At 57.9% G+C, this 24,052-nt stretch carries 27 protein-coding genes and 1 pseudogene; 8 read left to right on the forward strand and 20 right to left on the reverse strand.

The features are described from left to right. Positions 1 to 180 precede the first annotated feature (180 nt). The 9 genes from ACW9UQ_RS13220 to gap form a co-directional block, all read right to left on the reverse strand. Entirely contained in the window at positions 181 to 561 is a 381-nt protein-coding gene (locus tag ACW9UQ_RS13220) for a response regulator (RefSeq protein WP_458931490.1), read from the reverse strand. A 16-nt stretch (positions 562 to 577) separates the two neighbouring features. Next, positions 578 to 1,666, reverse strand: a complete 1,089-nt coding sequence (locus tag ACW9UQ_RS13225) for a protein-glutamate methylesterase/protein-glutamine glutaminase (RefSeq protein ID WP_458931491.1) — start codon at positions 1,664 to 1,666, stop codon at positions 578 to 580. Beyond that, on the reverse strand, positions 1,666 to 2,268 hold the full coding sequence (locus tag ACW9UQ_RS13230) for a chemotaxis protein CheD (protein WP_458931492.1): 603 nt from the start codon (positions 2,266 to 2,268) through the stop codon (positions 1,666 to 1,668). The genes ACW9UQ_RS13225 and ACW9UQ_RS13230 overlap by 1 nt, the downstream gene beginning before the upstream one ends. After that, positions 2,265 to 3,098 (reverse strand): CheR family methyltransferase, encoded by an 834-nt coding sequence (locus ACW9UQ_RS13235; protein ID WP_458931493.1) that lies wholly within the window; start codon positions 3,096 to 3,098, stop codon positions 2,265 to 2,267. Before ACW9UQ_RS13235 ends, ACW9UQ_RS13230 begins: the two co-directional genes overlap by 4 nt. Positions 3,099 to 3,125: 27 nt before the next feature. Beyond that, positions 3,126 to 3,629 carry a chemotaxis protein CheW gene (locus ACW9UQ_RS13240; RefSeq protein WP_458931494.1) on the reverse strand — a complete coding sequence of 168 codons (504 nt, stop codon included), beginning with the start codon at positions 3,627 to 3,629 and terminating at the stop codon, positions 3,126 to 3,128. Then, complete coding sequence (locus tag ACW9UQ_RS13245; RefSeq protein ID WP_458931495.1) at positions 3,626 to 5,743, reverse strand: chemotaxis protein CheA; 2,118 nt, start codon at positions 5,741 to 5,743, stop codon at positions 3,626 to 3,628. Before ACW9UQ_RS13245 ends, ACW9UQ_RS13240 begins: the two co-directional genes overlap by 4 nt. A 17-nt stretch (positions 5,744 to 5,760) precedes the next feature. Then, the gene (locus ACW9UQ_RS13250) at positions 5,761 to 6,120 is read right to left on the reverse strand and encodes a response regulator (protein WP_458931496.1); all 360 of its coding nucleotides are present in this window, start codon (positions 6,118 to 6,120) and stop codon (positions 5,761 to 5,763) included. Next, positions 6,117 to 6,404 (reverse strand): hypothetical protein, encoded by a 288-nt coding sequence (locus ACW9UQ_RS13255; protein WP_458931497.1) that lies wholly within the window; start codon positions 6,402 to 6,404, stop codon positions 6,117 to 6,119. The genes ACW9UQ_RS13250 and ACW9UQ_RS13255 overlap by 4 nt, the downstream gene beginning before the upstream one ends. Before the next feature lie 213 nt (positions 6,405 to 6,617). Then, positions 6,618 to 7,619, reverse strand: coding sequence for a type I glyceraldehyde-3-phosphate dehydrogenase (gene gap / locus ACW9UQ_RS13260; RefSeq protein ID WP_458931498.1), 1,002 nt, complete (start codon positions 7,617 to 7,619; stop codon positions 6,618 to 6,620). A 194-nt stretch (positions 7,620 to 7,813) separates the two neighbouring features. Between gap and ACW9UQ_RS13265 the strand changes: the two genes are divergently transcribed. The 3 genes from ACW9UQ_RS13265 to ACW9UQ_RS13275 are packed head-to-tail and all read left to right on the forward strand — an operon-like array spanning position 7,814 to position 10,010. Then, positions 7,814 to 8,548 carry a GNAT family N-acetyltransferase gene (locus ACW9UQ_RS13265; RefSeq protein WP_458931499.1) on the forward strand — a complete coding sequence of 245 codons (735 nt, stop codon included), beginning with the start codon at positions 7,814 to 7,816 and terminating at the stop codon, positions 8,546 to 8,548. Next, on the forward strand, positions 8,545 to 9,108 hold the full coding sequence (locus tag ACW9UQ_RS13270; protein ID WP_458931500.1) for a peroxidase-related enzyme: 564 nt from the start codon (positions 8,545 to 8,547) through the stop codon (positions 9,106 to 9,108). Before ACW9UQ_RS13265 ends, ACW9UQ_RS13270 begins: the two co-directional genes overlap by 4 nt. Further along, positions 9,108 to 10,010, forward strand: a complete 903-nt coding sequence (locus ACW9UQ_RS13275; RefSeq protein WP_458931501.1) for an OmpA family protein — start codon at positions 9,108 to 9,110, stop codon at positions 10,008 to 10,010. The genes ACW9UQ_RS13270 and ACW9UQ_RS13275 overlap by 1 nt, the downstream gene beginning before the upstream one ends. A 418-nt stretch (positions 10,011 to 10,428) precedes the next feature. Here the strand turns inward: ACW9UQ_RS13275 and ACW9UQ_RS13280 are convergent, their stop codons facing one another. The 3 genes from ACW9UQ_RS13280 to ACW9UQ_RS13290 all read right to left on the reverse strand — a co-directional run bounded on the left by ACW9UQ_RS13280 (position 10,429) and on the right by ACW9UQ_RS13290 (position 13,064). Then, the gene (locus ACW9UQ_RS13280; RefSeq protein ID WP_458931502.1) at positions 10,429 to 11,337 is read right to left on the reverse strand and encodes a LysR family transcriptional regulator; all 909 of its coding nucleotides are present in this window, start codon (positions 11,335 to 11,337) and stop codon (positions 10,429 to 10,431) included. A 179-nt stretch (positions 11,338 to 11,516) separates the two neighbouring features. Further along, complete coding sequence (locus tag ACW9UQ_RS13285) at positions 11,517 to 12,089, reverse strand: transglycosylase SLT domain-containing protein (protein WP_458931503.1); 573 nt, start codon at positions 12,087 to 12,089, stop codon at positions 11,517 to 11,519. Between the two features lie 93 nt (positions 12,090 to 12,182). Next, positions 12,183 to 13,064, reverse strand: a complete 882-nt coding sequence (locus tag ACW9UQ_RS13290) for an AEC family transporter (protein ID WP_458931504.1) — start codon at positions 13,062 to 13,064, stop codon at positions 12,183 to 12,185. A gap of 100 nt (positions 13,065 to 13,164) precedes the next feature. Here ACW9UQ_RS13290 and hspQ point away from each other — a divergent pair, with 100 nt between their 5' ends. After that, entirely contained in the window at positions 13,165 to 13,491 is a 327-nt protein-coding gene (gene hspQ / locus ACW9UQ_RS13295) for a heat shock protein HspQ (RefSeq protein WP_458931505.1), read from the forward strand. Positions 13,492 to 13,527: 36 nt separating this feature from the next. On the opposite strand, the gene ACW9UQ_RS13300 is transcribed toward hspQ, so the two are convergent. The 4 genes from ACW9UQ_RS13300 to ACW9UQ_RS13315 form a co-directional block, all read right to left on the reverse strand. Further along, the gene (locus ACW9UQ_RS13300) at positions 13,528 to 13,908 is read right to left on the reverse strand and encodes a hypothetical protein (protein WP_458931506.1); all 381 of its coding nucleotides are present in this window, start codon (positions 13,906 to 13,908) and stop codon (positions 13,528 to 13,530) included. An 86-nt stretch (positions 13,909 to 13,994) separates the two neighbouring features. Further along, complete coding sequence (locus ACW9UQ_RS13305; protein WP_458931507.1) at positions 13,995 to 15,260, reverse strand: bifunctional folylpolyglutamate synthase/dihydrofolate synthase; 1,266 nt, start codon at positions 15,258 to 15,260, stop codon at positions 13,995 to 13,997. Continuing rightward, positions 15,257 to 16,261 (reverse strand): acetyl-CoA carboxylase, carboxyltransferase subunit beta, encoded by a 1,005-nt coding sequence (accD, locus tag ACW9UQ_RS13310; protein ID WP_458931508.1) that lies wholly within the window; start codon positions 16,259 to 16,261, stop codon positions 15,257 to 15,259. The genes ACW9UQ_RS13305 and accD overlap by 4 nt, the downstream gene beginning before the upstream one ends. A gap of 31 nt (positions 16,262 to 16,292) precedes the next feature. Continuing rightward, positions 16,293 to 17,216, reverse strand: coding sequence for a CPBP family intramembrane glutamic endopeptidase (locus ACW9UQ_RS13315; protein WP_458931509.1), 924 nt, complete (start codon positions 17,214 to 17,216; stop codon positions 16,293 to 16,295). A 111-nt stretch (positions 17,217 to 17,327) separates the two neighbouring features. On the opposite strand from ACW9UQ_RS13315, the gene ACW9UQ_RS13320 reads away from it, so the two are divergent. The 3 genes from ACW9UQ_RS13320 to ACW9UQ_RS13330 all read left to right on the forward strand — a co-directional run bounded on the left by ACW9UQ_RS13320 (position 17,328) and on the right by ACW9UQ_RS13330 (position 21,616). Beyond that, complete coding sequence (locus tag ACW9UQ_RS13320) at positions 17,328 to 18,065, forward strand: LuxR family transcriptional regulator (RefSeq protein ID WP_458931510.1); 738 nt, start codon at positions 17,328 to 17,330, stop codon at positions 18,063 to 18,065. Between the two features lie 603 nt (positions 18,066 to 18,668). Next, positions 18,669 to 19,316 carry a hypothetical protein gene (locus ACW9UQ_RS13325; RefSeq protein WP_458931511.1) on the forward strand — a complete coding sequence of 216 codons (648 nt, stop codon included), beginning with the start codon at positions 18,669 to 18,671 and terminating at the stop codon, positions 19,314 to 19,316. Positions 19,317 to 19,594: 278 nt separating this feature from the next. Beyond that, positions 19,595 to 21,616 (forward strand): 2,4-dienoyl-CoA reductase FMN-binding domain-containing protein, encoded by a 2,022-nt coding sequence (locus ACW9UQ_RS13330; RefSeq protein ID WP_458931512.1) that lies wholly within the window; start codon positions 19,595 to 19,597, stop codon positions 21,614 to 21,616. Between the two features lie 34 nt (positions 21,617 to 21,650). Here ACW9UQ_RS13330 and ACW9UQ_RS13335 read toward each other — a convergent pair whose 3' ends face one another. The 3 genes from ACW9UQ_RS13335 to ACW9UQ_RS13345 form a co-directional block, all read right to left on the reverse strand. Then, positions 21,651 to 22,277 (reverse strand): transposase domain-containing protein, encoded by a 627-nt coding sequence (locus ACW9UQ_RS13335; RefSeq protein WP_458931513.1) that lies wholly within the window; start codon positions 22,275 to 22,277, stop codon positions 21,651 to 21,653. Positions 22,278 to 22,334: 57 nt separating this feature from the next. Beyond that, entirely contained in the window at positions 22,335 to 22,682 is a 348-nt protein-coding gene (tnpB, locus tag ACW9UQ_RS13340) for an IS66 family insertion sequence element accessory protein TnpB (RefSeq protein WP_458931514.1), read from the reverse strand. A 153-nt stretch (positions 22,683 to 22,835) separates the two neighbouring features. Then, on the reverse strand, positions 22,836 to 23,081 hold the full coding sequence (locus ACW9UQ_RS13345) for a transposase (protein WP_458931515.1): 246 nt from the start codon (positions 23,079 to 23,081) through the stop codon (positions 22,836 to 22,838). An 86-nt stretch (positions 23,082 to 23,167) separates the two neighbouring features. Here ACW9UQ_RS13345 and ACW9UQ_RS13350 point away from each other — a divergent pair. Further along, positions 23,168 to 23,518, forward strand: a pseudogene (locus tag ACW9UQ_RS13350) (transposase); the annotation flags it as partial. On the opposite strand, the gene ACW9UQ_RS13355 reads toward ACW9UQ_RS13350, so the two are convergent. Then, entirely contained in the window at positions 23,508 to 24,017 is a 510-nt protein-coding gene (locus ACW9UQ_RS13355) for a DUF1800 family protein (RefSeq protein WP_458931516.1), read from the reverse strand. The pseudogene ACW9UQ_RS13350 and the gene ACW9UQ_RS13355 overlap by 11 nt on opposite strands. Between the last annotated feature and the right edge of the window lie 35 nt (positions 24,018 to 24,052).

Below are 24,052 nucleotides of genomic sequence, written 5' to 3' on the forward strand. Positions count from 1 at the left end.
TGCCCATTCCAAATCGCTCATGTCTGATCGCGCCATGTGACTACTCCCGCCGCTTGTTTGGCGCGAAAAAAATCACAAGTCATTGGGAGTATAAAGCCCTTTGTGGGTACGCTGCCTAGATGCCAGCATGGACTGCCTAAATCGGATTTCTAACGCAATGCGCAGGCGACCGCCTTACCACTAGGTCAAGGCACCAAGATGCGTCTCAATTGCTTCGCGCATGTCGTTGACGCTGAACGGTTTGGCGACGAAATGATCCACTGTTTCATCACTGGCCCGATCACGATAAGCGTCTGACGTCGCAAGGAAAACAGGCGTTGATTTTAGGACCGGGTGCCCCTTGATTTTTTGCGCCAGTTCGACACCGCTCAGGCCCGGCATGTTGAGGTCTGAGATAACGGCGTCAAATTTGTCTTGGTTCATAACCTCCAGCGCCTGATCGCCGGAAGCGGCCAATGCTACATTCATCACGCCCAGCTTTTTCAGGCACTGGCGGGCCAAGCCGCGCATGCTCTGCTGGTCGTCGACAACGAGGATTTTCAGTGTTTTTGCTGCGGGCATGCGTGCGTTCCTTCTCCTACGCTCTCTCTTTAACCGCTGAGGTATTAAGAAAGTCACAAAGGCGGCCGGAAATCCGGCGGATATGCAATTCTTCGATTACTGCGTTCATTGACATGGCGACGCGGGGCATGCCGTAGACAGTGCAGCTGGATTCCGCCTCGCCAAAGGTCATGGATCCGGCATTGCGCATCGCGCGCAATCCTGCTGCGCCGTCACGCCCCATTCCGGTCAGAATGATCCCGACGGTGGCGCCACCTACCGCAGTACAGACAGAGTTGAACAGGACATCCACCGATGGCACATGGCCAGAGATCGGACCTGTTGCACGATCAAGCCGGGCTTCCAGGCCATTGCCGTTGCGCGCAACGCAAAGATGCGCATCGCCGGGTGCGATGCGCACCGCGCCTGGCTTTAGGGCCTCGCCTTCAGTTGCCTCGGCGACATCAAAGCCGAGTTGGTTGTTCAGCCGGTCCGCAAAGCGGGTCGTGAACTGAGGCGGCATGTGTTGTGTAATCACAATCGGCGGCAGGTCGACAGGCAGGCCTGACAACACATCATGGATCGCGCTGACCCCGCCGGTCGATGCGCCGATTGCAATCAGTTTGCAGCCGCTGGGTGTTTTTCCCAGCCGTAGTGCAGCGCTATTTAGTGTAGCACTGGCGGACGTTGGCGGTACCCATTTTTGTACGCGCGCAGTGCTGGCGGCCCGTGCCTTTCGCCGTAGCTCTTCGCCAAATTCGGCCAATCCCTGTCGACCAACCGGCTTCGCCACGGCATCCACCGCGCCGATTTGCAGAGCCTGCAATGTCACATCGGCCCCAGCCTCGGTCAAAGTTGAGACCATGATGACCGGCATCGGCCGCAAGGTCATAATCTTTTCAAGGAATTCGATCCCGTTCATGCCTGGCATCTCGACATCCAGTGTGATCAGATCGGGGTCATGGGCCTTAATTAAACTACGCGCGTCGATCGGGTTTTGCGCAGTGGCGACTACGTCAATATCGCCGTCCTGCTCAAGACCGCTGGAGATCATTTTCAACATCAAGGGACTGTCATCGACAACGACGACACGGATCTTTGAATTGCCGGAGCGCGAGTGCTGCATCAAAACAACTCCACAGTTGGTGAGGTGGTCGCCTTCGACCGGATGGTTTTTTCCAGCGCAACTTCTTCGCGGGATTGCGCTGCGGTTTCGCTGGGTGACAGGTACTGCACCCGGACATTGCCGGTGGACGGCATGAAAAACACGCGCCGTGCCCGCATTCCACCTAAGTCAGAGGCTAGCAAACCTAGTCCTTCATCTTTCAGGTAGCCGAGTACGAAGTCCGCATTTTGTTGGCCGACTGATGGCAGATCTTTACCCGCCAGTATCTGCGAGCCGCCGAACACCTTAACTTCAAGGTCGGATTTACGCGCGCCCCGGCGAAGGATGTCGTTGATTAGTATCTCCATCGCGTTGACACCATAACGAGCCGAGAAGTTGGCCGTCTGACCTGCATCACGCTGCGCTGGCAAAAGAAAATGGTTCAGCCCACCGGTGCCGGATTTTCGGTCGCGAATACAGGCCGCGACGCAAGAGCCGAGCAGCGTTGTCAGCATCAGCTTGGGATTCTGGATAACCTTGTGAAAACCTGGCAGCACCGGGTAAACGTCATTGCCGATCTTGGCCTCAAAATAGATGCGGCTTTCGGTGGTCTGGATATTCATTCCACCCGCCTTTGATACATCGTCTGCCCCTTGGAAATCAGATGGGGATGCTCCTGAAGGATCGGTTCGGAATGGCCCAGATAGAGGAAGCCGCCAGGCACCAGTTTCTGCACAAAACGGTCCAGAAGACTGGCTTTGGTCTCGCGCGAGAAATAGATCAGAACATTCCGGCAAAAAATGACGTCGAACGGCCCTGACATAGGCCAGTTTTGCATCAGGTTCAGCTGTTTGAAACTGACGCAGCGGCGAACCTCTGGCGACAGGGAGAACTGCTCGGCGGCCTTGTCGATGCTAAGGAAGTTGCGAAACCGTTGGGTAATTTCCTGATTTCGCCCCGCGTCATAGGTTGCAGCGCGGCAGTGTTCCAGCACCTTGGTGTCTATATCGGTGGCAAGGATTTTGAAGTCATCCGGGATAGGTCTGACCGCTTCGGCCAGACACAGAGCTGTGGAATAGGGCTCCTCCCCCGTCGAACAGCCCGCCGACCATATACGCAGCCGGGTTCGGCCAGCAGCGAGGGTGGGCGCGATAACCTCCTTGCGTAGGTGATCGTAGTGGTGACCTTCGCGAAAGAACGAGGTCAGGTTTGTTGTCAGGGCATTGACGAAATCCTGCTGCTCTGACGCACCATCGGCGCTATCGAGAAAGTCGATATAGGCATCAAAGCCGGACAGGTCCAACGCGCGAACACGGCGGTTGAGCCGCGAGAAAATCATCTGCTTCTTGCGCGGTTCCAGGACAATTCCTGCCATCTCGCTGATCCGTGCAGCGATACGTTCAAAGGAGCTGTCAGACAGCGACTGCATGTCTGGCTGGTCTGAAAGAGACATCAGGTGGCCTTCGGTCTGGTGCTAAAATCAGGCGACGTCTGCCGCTTCTTCTCCGGCAGGGAACAGCGTGTTCAGATCGAGAAGAGCAACCATTCCGCCCTCGGTATGGACAAGGCCGCCCAGCATTGACATATCGCCCACCGACTGGCTCGAAGGTACACCCCTGATCTCTTCGGCGGGGACCGAGATGATGTCCGACACCGCATCGACCAAAATGCCGACAGTCTTGGAGCCGATCCAGACAATCACCACGACATGAGTCTCCGAGGCATCGGTCAAGGCGCCGCCGAACCGAACCCGAAGATCATGTACCGGGACGATGGTGCCACGCAGATTGAGGACACCGCGCGTATGTGTCGGCTGGTTTGGAAGCGAGGTCGTCGGTGACCACTGCTTGATTTCGCGCACCAGCTTGATGTCCACCCCATAGGCGCGATCATCGACAAGGAAAGTGACGAATTGCAGCAGCGTCTCGGATTGCCGAGGGCTTTCCAGTGCGGCTTCTTCTTTGTTTGGTTTTGCGTCGGTCAATGGATCATCTCCTGCACGGGCGAGAGGTTAGGGGTCATGTGAAGCAGTTCCGGCACGTCGAGGATCAGTGCAACCTGGCCATCCCCAAGGATGGTTGCGCCAGAGATACCCTCCACCCGCCGGAAGTTTGCCTCCAGGCTTTTGAGAACGATCTGCCGCTGGCCAATTAGTTCGTCGACGACCAGGGCGACGTGGCCGTTCACCTCTGTGTCAACGACGATCGCCATTTCGGTGCCGGTATCTTCCCGTGGAAGGCTGAGCAGATTGCGCAGGTCGATCAGGCGCAGGTATTCGCCGCGCCGCTCCAGAAGGGCGGAGCCGTTCGGTAGCTTTTTCTGTTCAACCTCGCTGACATTCAACGCCTCAACGACCGAGGAGAGCGGCAGAATAAATTTCTGGCCGCCGACGACGATCGTCATACCGTCCATTACAGCCAGGGTCAGCGGAAGGGTGATCTCAAAGCGGGTGCCCTTGCCGGGATTGCTTTCCAGCATGCAGCGTCCGCCCAGCGAGACAATTTTCTTTTTGACCACATCCATGCCGACGCCGCGGCCAGAGACAGACGAAACCTCCTCTGCGGTGGAGAATCCCGGGTGGAAAATCAGTTGATCAATTTCTTCCGGGGACAGGTTATCGTCTGGACTGATAAGATCATTCTCCAGCGCTTTTTTGAGAACTCTTTCCCGGTTCACGCCCCGCCCGTCATCTTCGACAATGATGATAACACGCTCGCCGCGGTGTTCTGCGGATAGCTTGATCTGGCCGACCCGGGGTTTGCCGACTTGTTCGCGTTCTTCGTTGCCTTCCAAGCCGTGATCCATGGAATTGCGGAGCATATGTGTCAGGGGTTCGGCCAACTCCTCAATGACCGTTGCGTCGACTTCGGTGTGCTGGCCGAACAGGTCCAGGCGCGCCTCTTTGCCGAGGCTTTCGGACAGGTCGCGCACAACGCGCGGCATTCGGCTGAACACGGATTTGACGGGTTGTGCGCGGATCGCCATCACGCTTTCCTGCAACTCGCGTAACTGGCGTGACATGGCGTCGATAGAGTGGCCCATCTCTACCTGGCCTTCACTGGCGTCATGCTCCTCCGTTTCGGTCAGACGCTGCGCCAAACCGGCCTGAGTGATCAGCATCTCACCGACGAGATTAACCAGCCGGTCAATTCTGGAGAGCTCCACACGCAGGGACTTTGAGCTTCCTGCACTGCGCGGTGTGCTGGCATCCGATTTTTGCGTCTTCGCAGTCTTGGGCGGCTGCTTTTCGGCAGGTTCCGGGTTGGCCTGGCTATCTTTTTCAGGACTTGTGGCCCCTTCGGCCTCGTCCGTTTCGTCATCCTGCTCAGACAGAAATTCGATCTCGGCAGTATGCGCGTAGATCTCGAAGAAATCCTCAATCTCCTGCTGGGGCTGGTTAGTTTCGAAGGTCAATTCCCAACCCAGGGGGCAGACCGAGGCGTCGAAGCTGTCCAATTGCGGAACACTGCCGTCGACAGCAACCTTGGTAAGCCCAAGATTGCGGGCTTTGCGGATCAGCCGCAGCGGGTCATGGCCGGAGGTCAGGAAATCCTGATCCGGGGTAAACCTGACCACAAGAGTATGCATTTCGGTGTCGGATGCGGCGTCATCCTTGGCCGCCGTTGTATCGGCATCAGCATCCGGACTCGCCGTTTCGGTTCCGGATGCTTTCTCAAAAAGCTCTGCAGCGGGGGCGTCGTTCTTGGCCGCGGGGGCACCGGCCAGATCTTCCAACTCGCCCCGCAGCGCGGCGATGCGATCTTCATCGACATCGACGCCGTTCTCCGCGCTTTCAACCAACACTTCCATCATGTCGCCGGAGCGCAGAAGTACCTGGCAAATATCGTCAGTGATCGCCAGCTTATCAGAGCGGACAAGATCCATGACCGTCTCGAAGATATGGGCAAAGCCGATCAACTGATCGAACCCAAACGCCGAAGCGCCACCCTTGACGGAGTGCACGGCGCGAAAAGCCGCGTGCACGGTATCGTCATCTGCCTCGCCATCGGCCAGCAGGTTTAGGTGTTCCTGAAGTGTCTCAAGCAATTCATGACACTCTTCAAAGAACAGCTTTTCAAAATCCTCGTCGTCGTCCATCGGGGACCTCCGCTATGTCAGGCGAGCTGGTCGACCAGCGCAAGAATTTGCTGCGGGTCGAAAGGTTTGGTGAGCCATCCGGTGGCCTTGACGGCCTTGGCACGTTCTTTCAGCGCCTGGGCTGTTTCAGTGGTCAAGAGCAGCATCGGCAGGGTGACGCCATCGGGTTCGCGGCGGGCCGCTTCGATAAAGTCGAGGCCGTTCATCCGCGGCATGTTCAAATCAGTGATCACGATATCGGGCTTATGCTTGCGCAATTGCTCAAGCGCCTCGATGCCATCGGCGGCAACCACGACCTCATGCCCACCCTTTTTCAGGCAATCGGCCAGCATCACGCGCAAGGCGCGGGTATCGTCTACGGCCAGAACGCGGCTCATGTCGCAAACTCCATCTTCATCATTTCCTGAAACAGGCCAAGGTCGGTGAATGCGGCGACAAATTCGTCGGTCGCGCCCGATACAATGGCCGGCGGTGTCAAGGATGTGCGGCTTTCCATGGCCGACAGAACGGCCAGAGCGAAAGGCGTGGTCATCACCTCAAGCGCGCTGGCATCAAGGTGCACCGGCTGATCAGCCGGCCCATCCTTTAACGTCGCGGCAAAGGCCTGCGCATCCTCAAGCGATGGCGTGGGAGGGATTTTATAGGCAGTGCTGTCAGCCATCTGAGCAACACCCCGTCACGGAAGTGGGCCGCAAAAAGCTGTGCGTAACGGTGTGAAGCATCTCTGATCGTTCCCAAGTTTCGGCGCCGGTCTGACCGGCCGCAGGCAGTTGAAACTTGGGCAGGTATGACGCTGGAACGTTTCAGAGAGTTTAATTCCCCCCGCCTGTCGCGGGAGGAATTCATAAAATTGTAGATACCGGTCGTCTTGGCTTTACAGGAAAGCCGCCACCGCCCGGGCTGTATCAATCATACGATTCGAGAAGCCCCATTCGTTGTCATACCAGCTGAGCACGCGTATCAGACCTTCGTTCAGCACTTTGGTCTGGTCCGGCGCAAAGCTGGAGGAATGCGGATCATGGTTGAAGTCGATCGAGACCAGCGGTCCATCTGCATATTGCAGGATACCTTTCATAGGACCTTCTGCAGCAGCCTTGAGCGCGGCGTTGATATCCTCGGCGCTGGCCGGTTTTTCCGCGATGAATTTCAGGTCAATGCAGGACACGTTTGGTGTCGGAACGCGGACAGACGATCCGTCCAACACGCCCTTGAGCTCGGGGATCACCAACCCCAGCGCCTTTGCAGCACCGGTCGAGGTCGGGATCATCGACATGGCTGCAGCCCGGGCACGATAGAGGTCCTTGTGCATGGTATCAAGGGTCGGCTGATCACCGGTATAGGCATGCACCGTTGTCATGTAACCGGACTTGATGCCAAACTCGTCATGTAGAACCTTGGCCACAGGGGCCAGACAGTTGGTGGTGCAAGAGCCGTTCGAAACCACACGGTCGTCGGCGTTGAGAATGTCGTGATTGACACCGTATACGATGGTCTTGTCAGCCTCAGCACCCGGGGCTGAGATCAGGACGCGCTTGGATCCGTTTTCCAGATGCATCGAGGCTTTCTCGCGTGCGGTGAAGATGCCGGTACACTCCAACGCGATATCGACATCGCCCCATGGCAACGCTTTCGGATCACGCTCTGCCGTGACGCGAATCGGGCCGCGGCCGACATCGATGGTGTCGCCATCCACTGTGACGTTGCCGGGAAACTTGCCATGGACGCTGTCATAGCGCACCAGATGTGCGTTGGTTTCTACCGGGCCAAGATCATTGATCGCGATCACCTCGATATCGTCATGGCCGTTCTCGACCACAGCCCGAAGAATGTTTCGTCCGATGCGGCCGAATCCGTTTATGGCAACCTTGATACCCATATTTCTCCCTTTCGCAGCGATGACTGTTCCCTGCTGCTTTCACACAGCGGGGCAGGGGTTCGCAAGGGCTAGTTGACCTTGGGGCGGGCTGATAGCCTTTGTTTCGGCATAGATTGTCCAAGGGATGTGTTGCAGCCATGGTCTAGCGGCGTGCATAAGACCCTTCGCACCCTGTAACAAAGCAGAGATGAACGATGTGGCACATTCCGCCGACCAACCGGCTTTTTGACGCGACCGAGGCAACCTGGCCCGCTGCGGAGCGGCGCGAGGTGGGCGGATGGACCCTGTGTATCACGCAAGGTGCGGGCAAACGGGTGTCCTCGGCAACGCAGTGCGGTGGAGGCGATCCGGCAGAGGCGGAGCGGCTGATGGTTGAGGCCGGGCTACCCCCGCTTTTTATGCTGCGGGGCGGAGAGGATGATCTGGACCGCGATCTTGCTGCGCGCGGCTATCAGGTGATTGATCCGGTCACGATCTATGCTGGCGAGGTGGCGCATTTGGCGCGTGAGGCATCCGAGACCCTCCATATCATCGAGGGGAACCTGATTTTGCAGGCAATGCGTGAGGTTTGGGCCGCAGGCAACATCACTGCGCCGCGCCTGGCTGTGATGGAGCGCGCGGCGGGCCCGAAATGCTATCTGATGGGGCGCGATGATGATCGTGCGACGGCGGCAGCATTCGTGGCCTGCGACGGCAAGATTGCCATGCTGCATGCGCTAGAGGTAGCACCGGGGGCAAGGCGCGCCGGAATGGGCGCGGCCATGACCCGGGCGGCGGCACGCTGGGCGCGGCGGCTGGGCGCTGAAACGCTTGCGTTGATGACGACGGATGCCAACACTGCCGCCAATGCACTTTACCGACGTCTTGGAATGCAGGTTGCGGGTCACTACCATTACCGGATCCTGGCCACAAAGGAGCCACAGACATGAAGCTGCCAATCGCGCTGGGCCTGAAACAGGCCGACCCGCTGCCCGAGGCAACCCGGAAGTATTTCGATATCTGCCAGGACAAGCTTGGCATGATCCCGAATGTCTTGACCGCCTATAGCCACAGCATCGAAAAGCTGAACGCCTTTACCGCGATGTATAATGAGCTGATGCTGGCCGATAGTGGCCTGTCCAAGCTGGAGCGGGAGATGATCGCCGTTGCCGTCTCCGCGGCAAACCGCTGCTACTACTGTCAGGTGGCCCATGGGGCGGCAGTACGGGAGTTATCCGGCGACCCGAGGCTGGGTGAGGCGCTGGTCATGAACTACCGCGTTGCAGATATCACAGCGCGCCAACGCGCCATGCTGGATTTCGCGGTGAAGATGAACGAAGCCTCAGCGACGATCACTGAGGCGGATCGGCAGGTGCTGCGTGAACACGATTTCAGCGATGCCGATATCTGGGATATTGCGGCGGTTGCGTCTTTCTTTGCGATGTCGAACCGCATGGCCTCGGCCATCGATATGCGGCCCAATGACGACTATCACGGTCAGGCGCGCTGATGCGGCTGGCGCTGGTGGTATGGCTGTGTCTGGCTGGCCCGGGGCTGGCCGAGCTGGCGCTGCCATTGCCACCAGGCGCGGTGGAAACGGGCCGCACGACCGAGATCGGGCGTTATGATCTGCCGATTGCCACCTACAGCGTCGATACCCACCCGGCTAAGGCCCTGCAGGGGGAGGTGCTGACCCGTGCCTGGCGGTTCCCGGCAGAGCGTGGGCAGACCGCGCCGGTGATGGCCTCCTTGAAAAACGCTTTGGAAAAGCTGGGGTTCGAACCGGTCTTTGAATGCCACAGCGACAAATGCGGCGGGTTTGACTTTCGCTTTGCTCTGCCGGTGATGTTGTCGCCGCAGATGGAGGTTGATCTGAACGATTTTCGGTACCTCTCGGCGGTTTCAGCCGAGAACCCGGACCATTACCTTAGCCTGCTGGTAAGTCGCTCGGAACGCGGGGGACATGTCCAGTTGGCCGAAGTGATGCCACCGGATGTCGACTCAGTTCCGCTCGAAGTGCCAACCGGCCCAAGATTTGTTAACGGTGCCAATATTGAACAGTTTCACCAGACCGGCCGGGCCGTTCTCGACGGTGTCGCCTTCGCCTCTGGCAGTACAGATCTGGCAGAGGGCAGTGTGCAAAGCCTCGCCCCATTGGTTGCTCTGCTGGAGGAAGACCCAAATCTGGTCCTGCTGATCGTGGGGCACTCAGACAATGAGGGCGGTCTGGACGCGAATATCCGCCTGTCCCGTAGTCGCGCGGGGGCGGTTCGGGATGCGTTGGTTGCTGAATTCGGGATTTCCCCGGATCGGCTTGAGGTTGCCGGGGCGGGGTTCATGTCACCGCGTGCCCTGAACGACACCGAGGAAGGCCAGGCGTTGAACCGCCGGGTGGAGATCGTGAAGCGCTGACTCATAGCGTCATGCAAAAAAAAGGGCCGCGCAATGCGCGGCCCAAGTCTAGGGAGGAAACGCCCGGTAAAGGGCGATAACCTTTCAAGAAAGGTCGGGATTAAGCTAACGGGTTTTTGTGCGGTGCGCCATAGCTGAATCGGGTAAAAATCACTTTCTGCGGAAAAAGGCCGGTCAGGAATGCAATCGAACAGGAAAAACTCAAACCCGTAACAGGTCGCTTGTGATTTTGAGTTTATTTCTATTCTAACTTAATGAGTTATGGTGTTGCCCATAAACTGATCGATTGCTGAAGTTTTGATAAAATTCCATCTCAGGGCTGCAGACGTGTTGATTTTGCCTCTGGAATCCGACGAAGTAATTGCAGAAACAACGAAATCCAAGGGGAGAATGATGCGGTGCAATATATGGATTCGCGTCAGCTTGGATCAATAAGTTGCCCTTGCCTGAAGGCTGCGACTAGATGGTCGATAAAGGCCCGCAGCTTTGGTTGCACGAAACGCCCTGGCGGATAGACAGCATAGATCCCAAGCCTGTCCACCGCCAGTTCCGGCAAAACCTCCACCAGCCGCCCTGTTGAGATTGCGTCGCCAAGAATGAAACCGGGCAGTTGTGCAATGCCCAGGCCGTCCTCTGCCGCTTGCATCAGTGCCTCGGCATTATTGGCTGTTAGGCGCCCGCCAACGCGAATATGCTGCTCTTCTCCCGACAGGGTGCGGAGGCGCCAGAAATTGCCAGTCGACAGGTTGGAATAGTGTAAAAGCTGATGGTTGGTCAGATCATTCAGCCGGGCAGGTGTGCCCTGGCGCGCCAGATACGCAGGCGAGGCGACCAGGACCGTGCGCGTTTCTGCAAGTTTGCGAGCTTTCAGGCTGCTGTCCTGCAAATGCCCGATACGAATGGCCAGATCAAACCCTTCGGCGACCAGTTCAACAAAGCGATCATCCAGCACCAGATTTATATCCACTTCCGGATTTGCCTCCAGAAAGCCGTTGATCAGGCCAGAGAGTTGCGAAATGCCAAAACTGACCGGTACAGACACCCGCAAGGACCCTTTGGGATTGTCCTGCATCGTGCCGACCATATCATCCGCCTCGGTTGCGGCCTGCAGCACGGAATTGACTCGGTCGTAATAGGCCAGACCAATCTCTGTCGGGCTGACACGGCGTGTGGTGCGGTTCAAAAGCCGTGCGCCAAGACGCTCTTCAAGCGAAGCGACATGTTTGGAGACGGCAGATTTGGAGATGCCCATCTTGCGCGCCGCTTCGGTAAAACCACCCTGATCAACGACGCTGACAAAGGCTTGCATTTCGCTTAACCGGTCCATCACCCCTCCCAATTTGAGCAGTATCGGCGGGGGCGCTACCGGGAGCAAGCCGGACTTAAGGCGCGATCAAGCCCAGAGGAATTGCGCCGAAGCAATCGCCATCGGTCATGTTGGACTACCGGGACATCGCAACCCGGTGCAACAGCTCAGGGATCACTTTATCCCAAGCATACCATGCCTCAGGGGCAGAACAGGAGTTGCAACTCATAATCCTGCGCGCGTTGGTCAACCTTTCGCGCAGTGCGTGTCAGCCAGCTTTTGGCGTTATAGGACCCGCGCGCATAGCCCGTGTGCCCTTCGTGATAGGCCAGATACTGGTTATAGGCGTCATGCAATTCGATGCCGTTGCGGTCCTTGGTCTGGTTCATGTACCAGCCCATAAAATCCGTGGCATCCGGGAACCGGTCTCGCCGGGCGCTGCGGCGGCCCGTGTCACGCTTGTACCAGTCCCAAGTGCCGTCAATCGCTTGCGCGTAACCAAAGGCGCTGGACACCCGGCCATTGGGGATGAAACCCATGAAGTACTTACGCGGGGTACGCGCATCAGGCCGGAAGCTGCTTTCCTGATAAAGCGTCGCCAGCTGCACATGCACTGGCACACCCCAGCGCCGCTGGGAGGCATACATAGCCTTGAACCAACTCGGGCGCTGCTGCTTGATGGCGCAGGCATTCGTGATATCTGAAGGCGGGCCTTCAGACCCACCGGCACAGGCGGTCAGACAAAGGAAAAACAAAATGGCATAGCGTCGCATTCGGACGTCATCCTGTATCAGAACTGCTCATGGCGTCTTTGACGCTCTTTCTGCGTCAGATCATGCCTCAAGCGGCGACTTTTGTGAAGCGTTTTACAGAAACACCGCCAGCGTCAGCGGGATTGAGACCACCGACAACAGGGTGGAGACGACAACGAGGCCCGCGACCTCCTCGGCATAGGGGCTGTATTTCTGGGCCAGCATATAGTTTGTGACCGCAACCGGTGTGGAAAGCTGCATCACCAGCACCCCCATAGCAACGGGCGGCAGGCTCAGCGCCCATCCGGCCCAGAACCCGGCCGCCAGACAGATGGCCAGCTTGGCCAGACTGATCAGAACCCCGCGTCCAATCGCCGCCGGTTGCAGGCGCGAGATGGCCACCCCAAGCGTAATCAGCATCAGCGGGATCGCCATCTGCCCTGTCAGTTCCAGCGTGTTCATTGCCCAGACCGGCAGCGGCCAGTTCATCACCATAAAAACCCCGCCCAGAAGTGTGGCTCCAACCAGCGGTTCCTTGACGGCCTTAAGAGCCGACCCCCCGCCCGAAACCACCCAAAGTCCGATGGTAAAGGACAGGATTGCCAGAATCGCAAAGATCACCACGGCATAGCCCAGGCCCTCTGACCCGAAGGCAAACAGCGCCACGGGCAGGCCCAGATTGCCGGTATTGCCGAACACCATCGGCGGCCAGTAGGTGCGCGGATCAAGCTTGGTCAGCCGGACAAAGCCAAGAGCGGCGGCAGAGATCACACCATAGGCCCCCAATGTGGCCACGGCTGTGTCGCGCAGAAGCGCCGGATCAACCTCGGTCTTCACAAGAGCGGTGAAGATCAGGCAGGGGATTGAAAGGGTCATAGCCAGACGGGTGACGAACTGCACCCGATACTCAAACCCAAGCCGCACCCAGGTGAAGCCAACCAGCGCCAGGATAAAAACCGGCGCAACACTTTGCAGAACTTGTAGAAACAGAGCCAAGCCCGCCCCCTTCACGCATTGCAGACGTCCCTGCTTCAACGCGATATGGACTCATTGTCAATGTGGGGATATCTGTGTGTCGGATGCAATTGAGGATAAAATGCAGCGTAATTCGGCAAAATTTTCTTTGGGCCAGGTGGTTAAGCACCGGTATCACCCGTTTCGCGGGGTGATCTTTGATGTCGACCCGACCTTTAACAACACCGAAGAATGGTACAACGCCATTCCCGCTGAAAACCGCCCCTCAAAAGAGCAGCCCTTTTACCATCTGCTGGCCGAGAATGAGACGTCTTACTACGTCGCCTATGTTTCCGAGCAGAATCTGGTTCAGGACGACAGCGGTGACCCCGTTGAGCATCCCGAGGTCGAGTCGTTTTTCGGCAAATTGCATGAAGGGCGCTATAGCCCAGGCGGGCAGTTTCACTGATTGATGCGCCTGCGCAGCTGTTGCGCGTCACAAAAATTATTTCGCTGACCTGTGACCGAACCATAGGCGCAGGAACAGCGTTGCGATAATTACCTCGATCACGATGGCAATCATGATCCCAGCCCCCGCATTCCCATTGATGAACTCGTAAAGCCCAAGCCCTGCTATGGCGCTCATGGCGGTGCCGATGGACAGCGTGACGATGCCGATGACTTCCGGCGACTCTGTCTTTCGGGAGGCGAGGCAAAAGACGCTAAAGCCGATAAAAAGAACACCCGCGCGCTTGGCCAGAAAATCGCCCAACCCATTCCCCTCTTGCCCGAGGAGCCAATAGATGACCTCCGGGAACAGTATCAGGACGGCGCTTAGAACAAGGTAAAGAAAGCCTGCAACCGATGCGATCAGACGGAAGCTCATTTTTGATCCCCTACCCATCGGCAAGACCTTTAGACTGAGCGGGATGTGACGCAACGCGCCCAAAAGCCGCATGATCTAAGCGTCGTTTATCCGTTCTCGCGCAGAACTTGCCCGGCAAGATACAGCGATCCACAGATAAGAATACGGCAGCCCGGTGTCGCTTCGGCCATTTCTTTGACGGCCTGCATCGTATCGGCTGCGGATGCCGCTTTCATACCGACGGAGCGGGCCGCATCGGCGGTTTCCTCGGCTGTCAGGGTGGCTTGTTCGCCGGGGATCGAGACGGTGCGCATTTGCGTAGCGATACCTGCAAGATGGCGCATATAGCCGCGCGCATCCTTGGTTTTCAGCATGCCGCAGACCAGATTTATCGGCCGATCATTCAGCGTGGTCAGCGTTTTGGCCAGCGCAGCCCCTGCGGCTTTGTTATGACCGCCATCCAGCCATAGATCTGATTGCCCGGCCGCTTCAACCAGGGGGCCATGGCGCAGGCGTTGCAGGCGAGCCGGCCATTCAGCGTTGGTCACGGCGGCCTCGGGATCTCCCTTGTTCAGGGCGCGCAGGGCCGCGATGGCCGTACCGGCATTATCGATCTGGTGGGCACCGATCAGCACCGGAAGAGGCAGATCCAGCAGGCCGTCGTTATCCTGAAAGACCAAACGACCATGTTCGGCCCAGACCTGCCAGTCGCGGTTGGCGATATGCAGGGGGGTGCCAATCGCCTCGGCGCGGGCTTCGATCACCTCCAGCGCCTCATCTTGTTGTGGCCCAACGATACAAGGCACACCGGGTTTCAGGATACCCGCCTTTTCACCAGCGATTTCAGCCAGCGTATCGCCAAGATACTGCTGATGATCGATGGAAACCGGCGTGATCACACTGAGCGCTGGTGTGATCACATTGGTTGCATCCAGCCGCCCGCCCAGCCCTACCTCCAGTAAGGTCCAGTCAGCAGGCACCCAGGAAAACGCCAGCAGGCCAGCGGCGGTGGTGATCTCGAAATAGGTGATCTGATCAGGACCGTTGGCGGCCTCACATTCCGCCAGCACATCGGATAGCGCTTCTTCAGAGATCAGGTCGCCCGCCAGACGAATCCGCTCATGAAACCGGGCCAGATGCGGCGAGGTATAGACGTGAACCCGGTCACCCGCGCCTTCCAGCCCTGCGCGGATCATCGCAATGGTCGAGCCCTTTCCGTTGGTCCCGGCAACATGGATCACTGGTGGCAGTTTCTGCTCGGGATGATCCAATGCGGCAAGGATGCGCCACATTCGGTCCAGGGTCAGATCCATGAACTTGGGATGCAGGGACATCATCCGATCAAGGATGACATCGGAATGCTCAGCGGTCACTCTGCGGCCTTGGGCGCGTCTTTGTCGGTGGGTTTGTCCGCCGCAGGCGCAGGATCGGCAGTGTCAGGTTTGTCTGCCTTCGCCTCTGCTTCGGCCTCAGGTGGTGCGTCTTCCGCCGCCTCTGGCTTTGGCAGATCACCATGGACCCTTGGGGGTTGGTTGGTCATCAGCCGCAGCAGGGTCGCGATTTCCTCGCGCATATCCTTGCGCGCCACCACACGGTCCAACATGCCGTGATCAAGCAGATACTCAGCGCGCTGGAACCCTTCGGGCAGGGTCTCGCGGATGGTTTGTTCAATCACACGCGGCCCGGCAAAGCAGATCAGCGCATTCGGCTCAGCAATATGGACATCGCCCAGCATCGCATAAGATGCGGTTACACCCCCGGTTGTTGGATGGGTCAGGACGACGACAAAAGGTATGTCTCCCTCTTTCAGCATCTGCACCGCGACGGTTGTGCGTGGCATCTGCATCAGGCTGAGAATACCCTCCTGCATGCGCGCACCGCCAGCGGCGGAAAACAGCACCAGCGGGGCGCGGCGGGCAATGGCGCGTTCAGCAGCTGCGATGATCGCATTGCCGACATACATGCCCATGGACCCGCCCATGAATTTGAAATTCTGCACGGCAACAATCGTGTTCAGCCGTCCGATTTCGCCTTCGGCGACCAGCATCGCCTCTTTCTCACCCAGATTGCGCCGCGTCTCTTTCAGCCGCTCAGTATAGCGTTTCTGGTCGCGGAAATGCAGCGGATCCTCAAGCGGTTCAGGCACCTCCACATCGACATAGATACCACCATCGAACAGCGCCTCGCATCGGGCACGGGGGGAGATATACATATGATGCCCGCAATTCGGGCAAACATTCAGGTTATCCGCCAGTTCGCGGTGGAACAGCATGGTGCTGCATTCATCGCATTTCATCCAAAGGTTCTCGGGCACCTCGCGGCGGGAGAACAGAGAATTAATTTTTGGGCGGACGTAGTTGCTGATCCAGTTCATCGGGCCTGGCCGTTGCTATGGGACACACGTCCTAGATAGAGGCGCGGGGCGGGTTTTGCAAACCTCTGTTGCGGCGCACGCGCCAGAAAACAAAGATTTGGTACAGGGCATATAGAATCAGGACCTGGATCAGCGACATCAGTATCGCAGCTTGCATTTCGGGGCCCGAGCTTGGGTCGATGTCATCCAGAAACAGGCTGAGACCTGAGAGCGGACCAGGCACCGCAATCCATAGGACAGAGACCACGTTGTTCCCCAGATGCACCCCCCAGGCGATGGCAATTGATCCGGTGCGCGCGGTTATATCGGCCAGCAAAAGCCCCATCACCAGCACCGCGATGACGGCCAGCCAGGCGGCTTCGCCATACATTTCCGGGCTGTAGTGCAGCATGGCGAAAAGGGTCGAGGGTAGTATCCACCAGATCAGGGGCGATGCGAATCGTGCCGCAAGATAGCCCTGCAGGTAGCCGCGAAAGATAAATTCTTCGCACAAGGTTTGCAGCAGCAAGAGGCCCAGGGCTGGTGTCACTAGCCTTAGCCAGATGTTTAACGGCGTTTGTTGTGACAGTGGCGACCCATCACCGGGTAAAAGCCACAAAAACGCTATTGGAAGCAGAACAACCGCAACGCCAATCACAAGCGAGCGGACAAACCGCGTGGGTCGCAGCGCGGCCAGGCGACGAAATCCCACATGGTGAAGCGGTCTTAGCTCAAGCGCGAAAAGCAATAGAACCAAGGGAAAGGGCAGCAGTAACATCAATGTGATCCGCGGCGTTGCCGGTGCGCCAGTCTGAACGGCCGACATCTCTTGCGGTGTCAGCAACACCAGATAGGCCAGCGTGCTTGCCGCAAAGTAGCACACGGCGAAAAGCACCACTCCCGCACCGATTCGCCAGCTTTGCGTATTCGGCAGATGTGTCGCTGCAAGCGCTGCATATTGCCGGAATGTCAGCATGCCGATCCTGTCTCCTGCCATATACTATCCGAAAGATACTCGCATTTTCAGTTATTTGGACCTAACATGAAGACCTTCACACCTGTAGTCGCAAATCCGGGGGGATACTGTATGGCGACGCCGGCAATGACGCTGGAGGATTTTTTCCGTGCAGCAAACGCTGCTGCGTGGTCCGAAGATCTTTGGCGTGTTGTGGTCAGGTATTTCCAATCTCATGGCATAGATATGGTGATTTACCATCACCTCCCGCCGCTTGGCGCACCGGATGAGGGGCGGCCACGCATTGCTGCCGATGGCGTGCCGATTGACTGGTTACGGCCGTATATCAGGCAAAAGCTGTACCGCGTGGACCCTATCCCGCTGCACGCCCTTCGATCCGAGGAACCCTTCTTTTGGGACCAAATCAGGGATCTGACCCCGCTTGAGCCTCAGCACAAAGAGTTTCTGATACAGTTCGAGGCGGCTGGTCTGGGCGATGGCCTGGCCATTCAGGTTTTTGGTCCGGGGGGGCGCAACGGCTATTTTGGTCTGGGTATCAGCGGGCCGCGGCCGGATTCGGATGTGATATCAGTCTATCAATGTGTCTGTCAGACCGCGCACCAGAAATATTGCCTGAGCGTCCGCTCCCGTTTGCCTGCGCCGCCCCGGCTGTCGGAGCGGGAACTGGAAATTTTAGAATGGGTGGCCCGGGGAAAAAGCAACTCGGTGATTGCTGATATTGTTGGTATTTCTGCGCACACGGTCGACGCCTATATGCGACGGGTATTTCTGAAGCTGGGTACAACGGACCGGATCACGGCAGCCATACGCGGTCTTGGGACCGGACTGATCACAGGAAATGTCGCCTGATCCTGTCACGTGATCACGTGGTACGAACTTCGCGGATTTGTCGTGATGACTGTCCTATGTATACGTCTCATCAACCAGGCATTGAGTGATGCAAACCGCTTCAACTGTCTTTTAAAGCGTTTCGAGTTTACCTTGAGACATCACATAAAATCGAAACGCGTACACCATATAGGCTTATCACTGCGTTTCAGGATAATCTTTTGTCTCAGGTTTATCCCGAAACGCTTTAAAGCGGTTTGAAAGTGCTTGTGAGAGATTCGCCCCCGGTCCGGCTTTCCGGTGGCAAGCCTACCAAAATCAGTTACCCCGTTGAGCCTTGTGTGTTCTTTAAGAGGCTTTTCGGACCCGACGCGAGCGTACACCTCTTCCCCCCAGGATGGCCGCTCGCGTCCCTTATTTTGTTTCGAGCAGGCGTCGGCAAGCCCCCAATCGCCGATGCTTTCGACCCATACGCCAAGGCGGTTCGCCCTGCGTGTATGGGTTGGTGCGGGCCGCCACTATCCCCCCTCTGTGGCGGCTCGCACCAATTGAGATGGATGCCGCTTGCGCATTAGGACGGGCCGACCTATCGCAGTTACATGCAGCAATAAGCAGGACCGGCCGATGCGCGACAGACAACTTTTTGGAAATTTAGATAACTTTCAGACCGCCCTGTGCCGGTTTTCAATGGCAGGTGTGATGATGCTTTCGGCCTGTGTCCAGACCGCAGATACGGCTGCCACATTGCGGGTTGCGAACAAATCCATCACTGTTGCGGCTCCAGACGGGTACTGCCTGGACAGGCAGTCTGCGGATGTTTCTGCCGCTGGTGGGTTTGTGTTGTTCGGAGATTGTCGCCTGTTAGATGTTGATCTGGCCGGTGGTGATAGCCCAGGTACGGTAATCACCGCGTCTGTCACCACTGAGGGCCTGAACGGTACGCTGCAGGAGTTACGTCAGTTTCTGACAACAGAGCCGGGCAAGATCATGCTGGGTCGTTCCGGACAAATGCACGCAATCCACGTTCGCCGATCGATCATTCAGGATGACATCCTGCTGATCAAGGTCGAGGACAGCGGGCCGCAGCCTATCCTCGGTGTATCGCCGGTGATTTGGCGCGGGTTCTTTCTTGCCGGGGGGCGGGTTATAACCACGACGGTTAGCGGTTCAGCTGCTGCAGACGTCACCGATTTTCATGCTATTCGGCTGATCGGACAACTAGCCACAAGAACTCGCGCTATCAATGTTGACGGCGTGACGGGCTCTGGCTGACAGATGGATTGCAAATAAAAAGTCAAAGTATCTGGTTCGCCTGACTGAAGTCTCAATTGTAGCAAGCACTCACCTTATAGGACGCGCTTCCGATTTCCTTGAAGGAAATCGGGCCGGAAACTTTCAAAGTTTCCGGCATCTGAACCACTACAGCTTATCACTGCGTTTCGGGGTAATCCTGTGACTCAGGTTTATCCCGAAACGCTTTAACGCCGGGTTTGGGGTGACAGGCGGTTTCAACCGACGGTAAGCTTTAGCAATCGAAAAGGGGCTTCGCCATGTCACACCAGCTTTACCCGCATCTTTTCACACCACTTGATCTCGGCCACGTCACCCTGCCAAATCGGGTTCTCATGGGCTCCATGCATACGGGCCTTGAAGAGGTCGGCGACTGGCCGCGCATTGCAGAATATCTTGGCGAACGCGCGCGGGGCGGGGCAGCGTTGATCGTGACCGGGGGAATGGCTCCAAATGAAGAAGGCGGGGTAATGCCCGGGGCTGCAGGCTTGTTCAAGCCCGGTGATATCGCCAACCACCGGATTGTCACCGACCGGGTGCATAAGGAGGGCGGACGTATCGCGATGCAGATTCTGCATGCCGGACGCTACGCCTATTCGCCCAAATGTGTCGCGCCCTCGGCGATCAAGTCGCCGATCTCGCCTTTTAAGCCTGCTGAACTTGATGAGGCAGGGATAGAAAAGCAGATCAGCGATATTGCAACGGCCGCTGCACGAGCGCGCGAGGCAGGCTATGATGGTGTGGAGGTGATGGGCTCCGAAGGGTATCTTCTGAACCAGTTTCTTGTGACCCATACCAACAAGCGCACCGATGAGTGGGGCGGGCTCTATGAAAACCGTATGCGCCTGCCGGTGGAGGTGATGCGCCGGTGCCGTGCAGCGGTGGGTGACGATTTCATCATCATCTATCGTTTGTCGATGATCGATTTGATCCCCGAGGGCTCCACCTGGGATGAGGTGGTGACACTGGCCAAAGCGATTGAGGCAGCGGGCGCCAGCATCATCAATACCGGCATCGGCTGGCACGAGGCCCGGGTGCCGACCATCGCCACCTCTGTCCCGCGGCGGGCCTTTACAGATGTGACCAAGCAAATGATGGGTGAGGTTTCGATCCCGCTGATCACCTCCAACCGGATCAATACGCCCGAAGTGGCCGAGCAGGTGCTGGCCGATGGCTGTGCCGATATGGTGTCGATGGCGCGGCCTTTTCTCGCCGATCCGGATTTTGTGGCTAAGGCGCAGGCAGGGCGCGCGGCTGAAATCGCCCCTTGTATCGCCTGCAATCAGGCCTGCCTGGACCATACGTTTTCGATGAAGCTGACCACCTGTCTGGTCAATCCTCGCGCCTGTAACGAGACAGAGTTGCGGTATCTGCCGACGGGCGCCCCTAAACGCATCGCCGTGGTCGGGGCCGGGCCGGCAGGCCTGTCAGCGGGGCTTGTCGCAGCAGAGCGCGGACATCAGGTGACCTTGTTCGAGGCATCAGGCAAGATCGGCGGGCAACTTAATCTGGCGAAACAGGTTCCCGGCAAGGAAGAGTTCTTTGGCCTGGTCGACTGGTTCGAAACCATGGTCGCCAAGCGCGGCATCGACCTGCGGCTCGACACCCATGCCACGCCTGAGGCTCTGTCCGGGTTTGATGAGGTCATTATCGCCACCGGTGTCACCCCTCGCGATCCTGATATCCCCGGTCAGTCTGTCCCCAATGTGCTGAACTATATTGATGTGCTGAAAGGGGCCGAGGTCGGCAAACGGGTCGCGATCATTGGCGCAGGTGGCATAGGTTTCGATGTCGCCGAATATCTGGCCCATCGGGGCGAAAGCCCGGCCGAGGACCGCTCGCTCTGGCGGGCGGAATGGGGGGTGGCCGTCCCGTGGGATGCCCGCGCAGGTCTGGCCCCGGAAGGCCCGCAACCCATCCCGCCCGCCCGCGAAATCACGCTGTTGCAGCGCAAGGCGCAAAAACTGGGCAAGGGCCTGGGCAAAACCACCGGCTGGATTCATCGCGCCTCGTTGCAGATGAAAGGCGTCAAGATGGTCGGTGGCGTGAACTACGAAGAGATCGGTCCGAAGGGTCTGCGCGTTTCTTATGGCGAGGCGCGCGAGAACCCCGAATGGCTGGAGGTGGATACCGTCGTGCTGTGTGCCGGGCAGGTGCCACAGCGCAGTCTGGCCGATCAGCTTGATGGTAAGTGCCATATCATCGGCGGCGCGGATGTTGCGGCGGAACTGGATGCAAAGCGGGCGATTGATCAGGGCGCGCGGCTGGCGGCGGCGCTATAGATCAGCTTTGTGACTGTGCGTGCCTGCTGCCGCTTCAGGCAATCAGCCCGGGATTGTGGCTCATCTCCAACCCTGGAAACACCACACGCTCCAGATCGGCGATGCTCAGGCCGAACAGGGCCAGCAGGCCCGGGCCGGGGCGGCCCCGTTCAATTGGGCGCGACGGCAATGGAGCCTGAGTGAATGCCTCGCAGCAGGTGCAGGCCATGCGTGGGCGGATAATGCGGCGCACAACAAAGCGACCGGGGATGTACTCCAGCTCTTCTGTGACGTCCTCACCGATCTGGCGCAAAGAACCGCCGCATTCTCCGCATTCCTCTCCGGCAATCAGCACTTCGTCATGTCGATCCAAGTGATCAGGCAATGGTTTGCGGCTGTGCTGGCGTTTGGGCGATTTGCTGTCGGCCTCAGCTGGGTCGCTCTTCTGCGCGTCAGCCGCAACTGCAATCTCGGCATCTTCCGCTAGATCGAAGGCCAGTTGATCACGGCTCTCGGATTTGGAGCCAAACCGCGCCTTGCGATGCCCCGCCAGTTCCGCCTTCAGCTTCTCAATCTGATAGGCTTGGGATTGCACTTCAGCCATCAAACGCTCACTGACCGCCCGCAGTTCAGCGGGGTTTTCAGGCAAGGGTTTAAGGGCGTCCAACAGGAGGCCGGACATAACCCATTGCTGCAAAAAAGTGAATCGCCAAACGCCAGTTCGCGCCAGTAAATTGGCCTATCCGGTGCTCAAGGGCCGCCATGTCTTCTGCAGCAGCCGCCAGTCTATCCCTTCCAGCAGCATCGACAACTGCGCCGCCGTCACGTTGACTTTGCCATCCCTGGCGGCGGGCCAAACGAAGCGCCCGCGTTCCAGACGTTTGCTGAACAAGCACGCGCCCTGACTGTCCCACCAGATAATCTTGAGGAGATCACCCCGGTGCCCCCGGAACACAAACAAATGCCCGCAATAGGGATCAAGTTCCAGCACCTTCTCCGCCTGTGCGGCCAGCGTATTGAGGCCTCGCCGCATGTCCGTAACCCCGGCGGCCAGCCATACCCGCGTGTTCGATGGCACTGGGATCAAGACATCAGCCCTTCGACCAAGGCCAGACTGCCGAAAGGGCCGTCGTGCCCTCCACCAAAATGCGCCGTCCATCTGACAACGTGATGTCCACGCGTTGCGCCGAGGCTGGCTCGGTCAACGTTGGGGTGGAAACCTGCATATCGAAAGGTGACGCTACCGGCACGGCATCCGCAATCTCGAAAGGCAGCAACCCGCCTCAATGGTATCCAGCACCTCACCGGCCCCTTCTTCAGGCGCAAACCGAGGATCGCGCAACCATTTGTGGATCAGATTGGCGTTCATCGAATACCGCCGCGCCACCTGCGCAACCGATACGCCCGGCACCCATGTCTGCGCACAGATCGAGCGCTTCTCGTCATCAGACCAAAACCGCTTCTTCTGAACCTTCTTGCCCGCCATAGAGTGCCCCATGATGTCCACTATCGATGGTGGACACTATCAAGCCCTCCATCACACCGTCAGAGCGGGGAAACCGGACGGATACTTTCAGCCTTTCGGGCGGCAATGCGCATGATGCGCCCGAGGGCCGCGCCCTGCTGACCGATTGGGAGGCGCCGATCAAAGGTGTGCCCCTGCTCATGGACCGGGCCTATGAAGGTGATGAGACGCGCCAGTTAGTGCTCGATCTGGGTATGGTTCCGGTTGTCCCTCCGAAGGCAAACCGGCGGGTCAAATGGGGCTACGACCGCACCCTCTACAAGAGGCGCAACGAAGTCGAACGCCTGTTCCGAAGGCTGAAAGGCTTCCGACGTATCTTCTCAAGATTCGAAAAGCTGGACGTCATGTACCGCGCCTTTCTGAACTTCACCCTCATCGTGGAGATGATTAAGTGTTAACAGGCCCTAGATAAACCAGCATTGCCGGATGCATCACGACGGCGATAAGCATATCAGAAAATCGGCCGGTGATATGGGGCCGGATGGCCGTTTGGACAAGGTCCGGCTGATTCATCTTAAGACTGGCACTTTTCCCTTCGGCCGTGAAATGGTCCTCCCAGAACGCAACAAGTCGCTCGCGAAAGCTGTCTGCACTGATCAGCGGGCGTAAATAGTACCAGCGCCGATCATTCAGAACGATCTGGCTTGAGCGAGCATTTGCCGTCTTGGTCATTTCCACTGCGTTCGCCGCGCCATCTTTTGTCGCAACGCGCGCTTCGCGGTTCATCCGCACCCAATCGCGCCGCTCAGCCATCGTCGCAATGTGTGGATTGCCAATATAGGGATCGGGCCGTGACAGTTGCGCTATCAGTGCATCAGGCCCGCTTGGAGCGTGGCCGGCAGCCCTAAACCCGTAGCCAAAGCGCAGTGTTGCAAGTGTGGATCGTGAGAGTGACATACCGGGCCTTTGTATCACCTTGTCTTACTTATACG

It is taken from the genome of Halovulum sp. GXIMD14793, from assembly GCF_054457435.1.

Excerpts from the sequence above, each read along its gene's own strand:
- ACW9UQ_RS13220 (WP_458931490.1), bottom strand. The coding sequence starts at position 561 with ATGCCCGCAGCAAAAACACTGAAAATCCTCGTTGTCGACGACCAGCAG.
- ACW9UQ_RS13225 (WP_458931491.1), bottom strand. The coding sequence starts at position 1,666 with ATGCAGCACTCGCGCTCCGGCAATTCAAAGATCCGTGTCGTCGTTGTC.
- ACW9UQ_RS13230 (WP_458931492.1), bottom strand. The coding sequence starts at position 2,268 with ATGAATATCCAGACCACCGAAAGCCGCATCTATTTTGAGGCCAAGATC.
- ACW9UQ_RS13235 (WP_458931493.1), bottom strand. The coding sequence starts at position 3,098 with ATGTCTCTTTCAGACCAGCCAGACATGCAGTCGCTGTCTGACAGCTCC.
- ACW9UQ_RS13245 (WP_458931495.1), bottom strand. The coding sequence starts at position 5,743 with ATGGACGACGACGAGGATTTTGAAAAGCTGTTCTTTGAAGAGTGTCAT.
- ACW9UQ_RS13250 (WP_458931496.1), bottom strand. The coding sequence starts at position 6,120 with ATGAGCCGCGTTCTGGCCGTAGACGATACCCGCGCCTTGCGCGTGATG.
- ACW9UQ_RS13255 (WP_458931497.1), bottom strand. The coding sequence starts at position 6,404 with ATGGCTGACAGCACTGCCTATAAAATCCCTCCCACGCCATCGCTTGAG.
- gap (WP_458931498.1), bottom strand. The coding sequence starts at position 7,619 with ATGGGTATCAAGGTTGCCATAAACGGATTCGGCCGCATCGGACGAAAC.
- ACW9UQ_RS13265 (WP_458931499.1), top strand. The coding sequence starts at position 7,814 with ATGTGGCACATTCCGCCGACCAACCGGCTTTTTGACGCGACCGAGGCA.
- ACW9UQ_RS13270 (WP_458931500.1), top strand. The coding sequence starts at position 8,545 with ATGAAGCTGCCAATCGCGCTGGGCCTGAAACAGGCCGACCCGCTGCCC.
- ACW9UQ_RS13275 (WP_458931501.1), top strand. The coding sequence starts at position 9,108 with ATGCGGCTGGCGCTGGTGGTATGGCTGTGTCTGGCTGGCCCGGGGCTG.
- ACW9UQ_RS13280 (WP_458931502.1), bottom strand. The coding sequence starts at position 11,337 with ATGGACCGGTTAAGCGAAATGCAAGCCTTTGTCAGCGTCGTTGATCAG.
- ACW9UQ_RS13285 (WP_458931503.1), bottom strand. The coding sequence starts at position 12,089 with ATGCGACGCTATGCCATTTTGTTTTTCCTTTGTCTGACCGCCTGTGCC.
- hspQ (WP_458931505.1), top strand. The coding sequence starts at position 13,165 with ATGCAGCGTAATTCGGCAAAATTTTCTTTGGGCCAGGTGGTTAAGCAC.
- ACW9UQ_RS13300 (WP_458931506.1), bottom strand. The coding sequence starts at position 13,908 with ATGAGCTTCCGTCTGATCGCATCGGTTGCAGGCTTTCTTTACCTTGTT.
- accD (WP_458931508.1), bottom strand. The coding sequence starts at position 16,261 with ATGAACTGGATCAGCAACTACGTCCGCCCAAAAATTAATTCTCTGTTC.
- ACW9UQ_RS13315 (WP_458931509.1), bottom strand. The coding sequence starts at position 17,216 with ATGCTGACATTCCGGCAATATGCAGCGCTTGCAGCGACACATCTGCCG.
- ACW9UQ_RS13320 (WP_458931510.1), top strand. The coding sequence starts at position 17,328 with ATGGCGACGCCGGCAATGACGCTGGAGGATTTTTTCCGTGCAGCAAAC.
- ACW9UQ_RS13325 (WP_458931511.1), top strand. The coding sequence starts at position 18,669 with ATGCGCGACAGACAACTTTTTGGAAATTTAGATAACTTTCAGACCGCC.
- ACW9UQ_RS13330 (WP_458931512.1), top strand. The coding sequence starts at position 19,595 with ATGTCACACCAGCTTTACCCGCATCTTTTCACACCACTTGATCTCGGC.
- ACW9UQ_RS13335 (WP_458931513.1), bottom strand. The coding sequence starts at position 22,277 with ATGTCCGGCCTCCTGTTGGACGCCCTTAAACCCTTGCCTGAAAACCCC.
- ACW9UQ_RS13345 (WP_458931515.1), bottom strand. The coding sequence starts at position 23,081 with ATGGCGGGCAAGAAGGTTCAGAAGAAGCGGTTTTGGTCTGATGACGAG.
- ACW9UQ_RS13355 (WP_458931516.1), bottom strand. The coding sequence starts at position 24,017 with ATGTCACTCTCACGATCCACACTTGCAACACTGCGCTTTGGCTACGGG.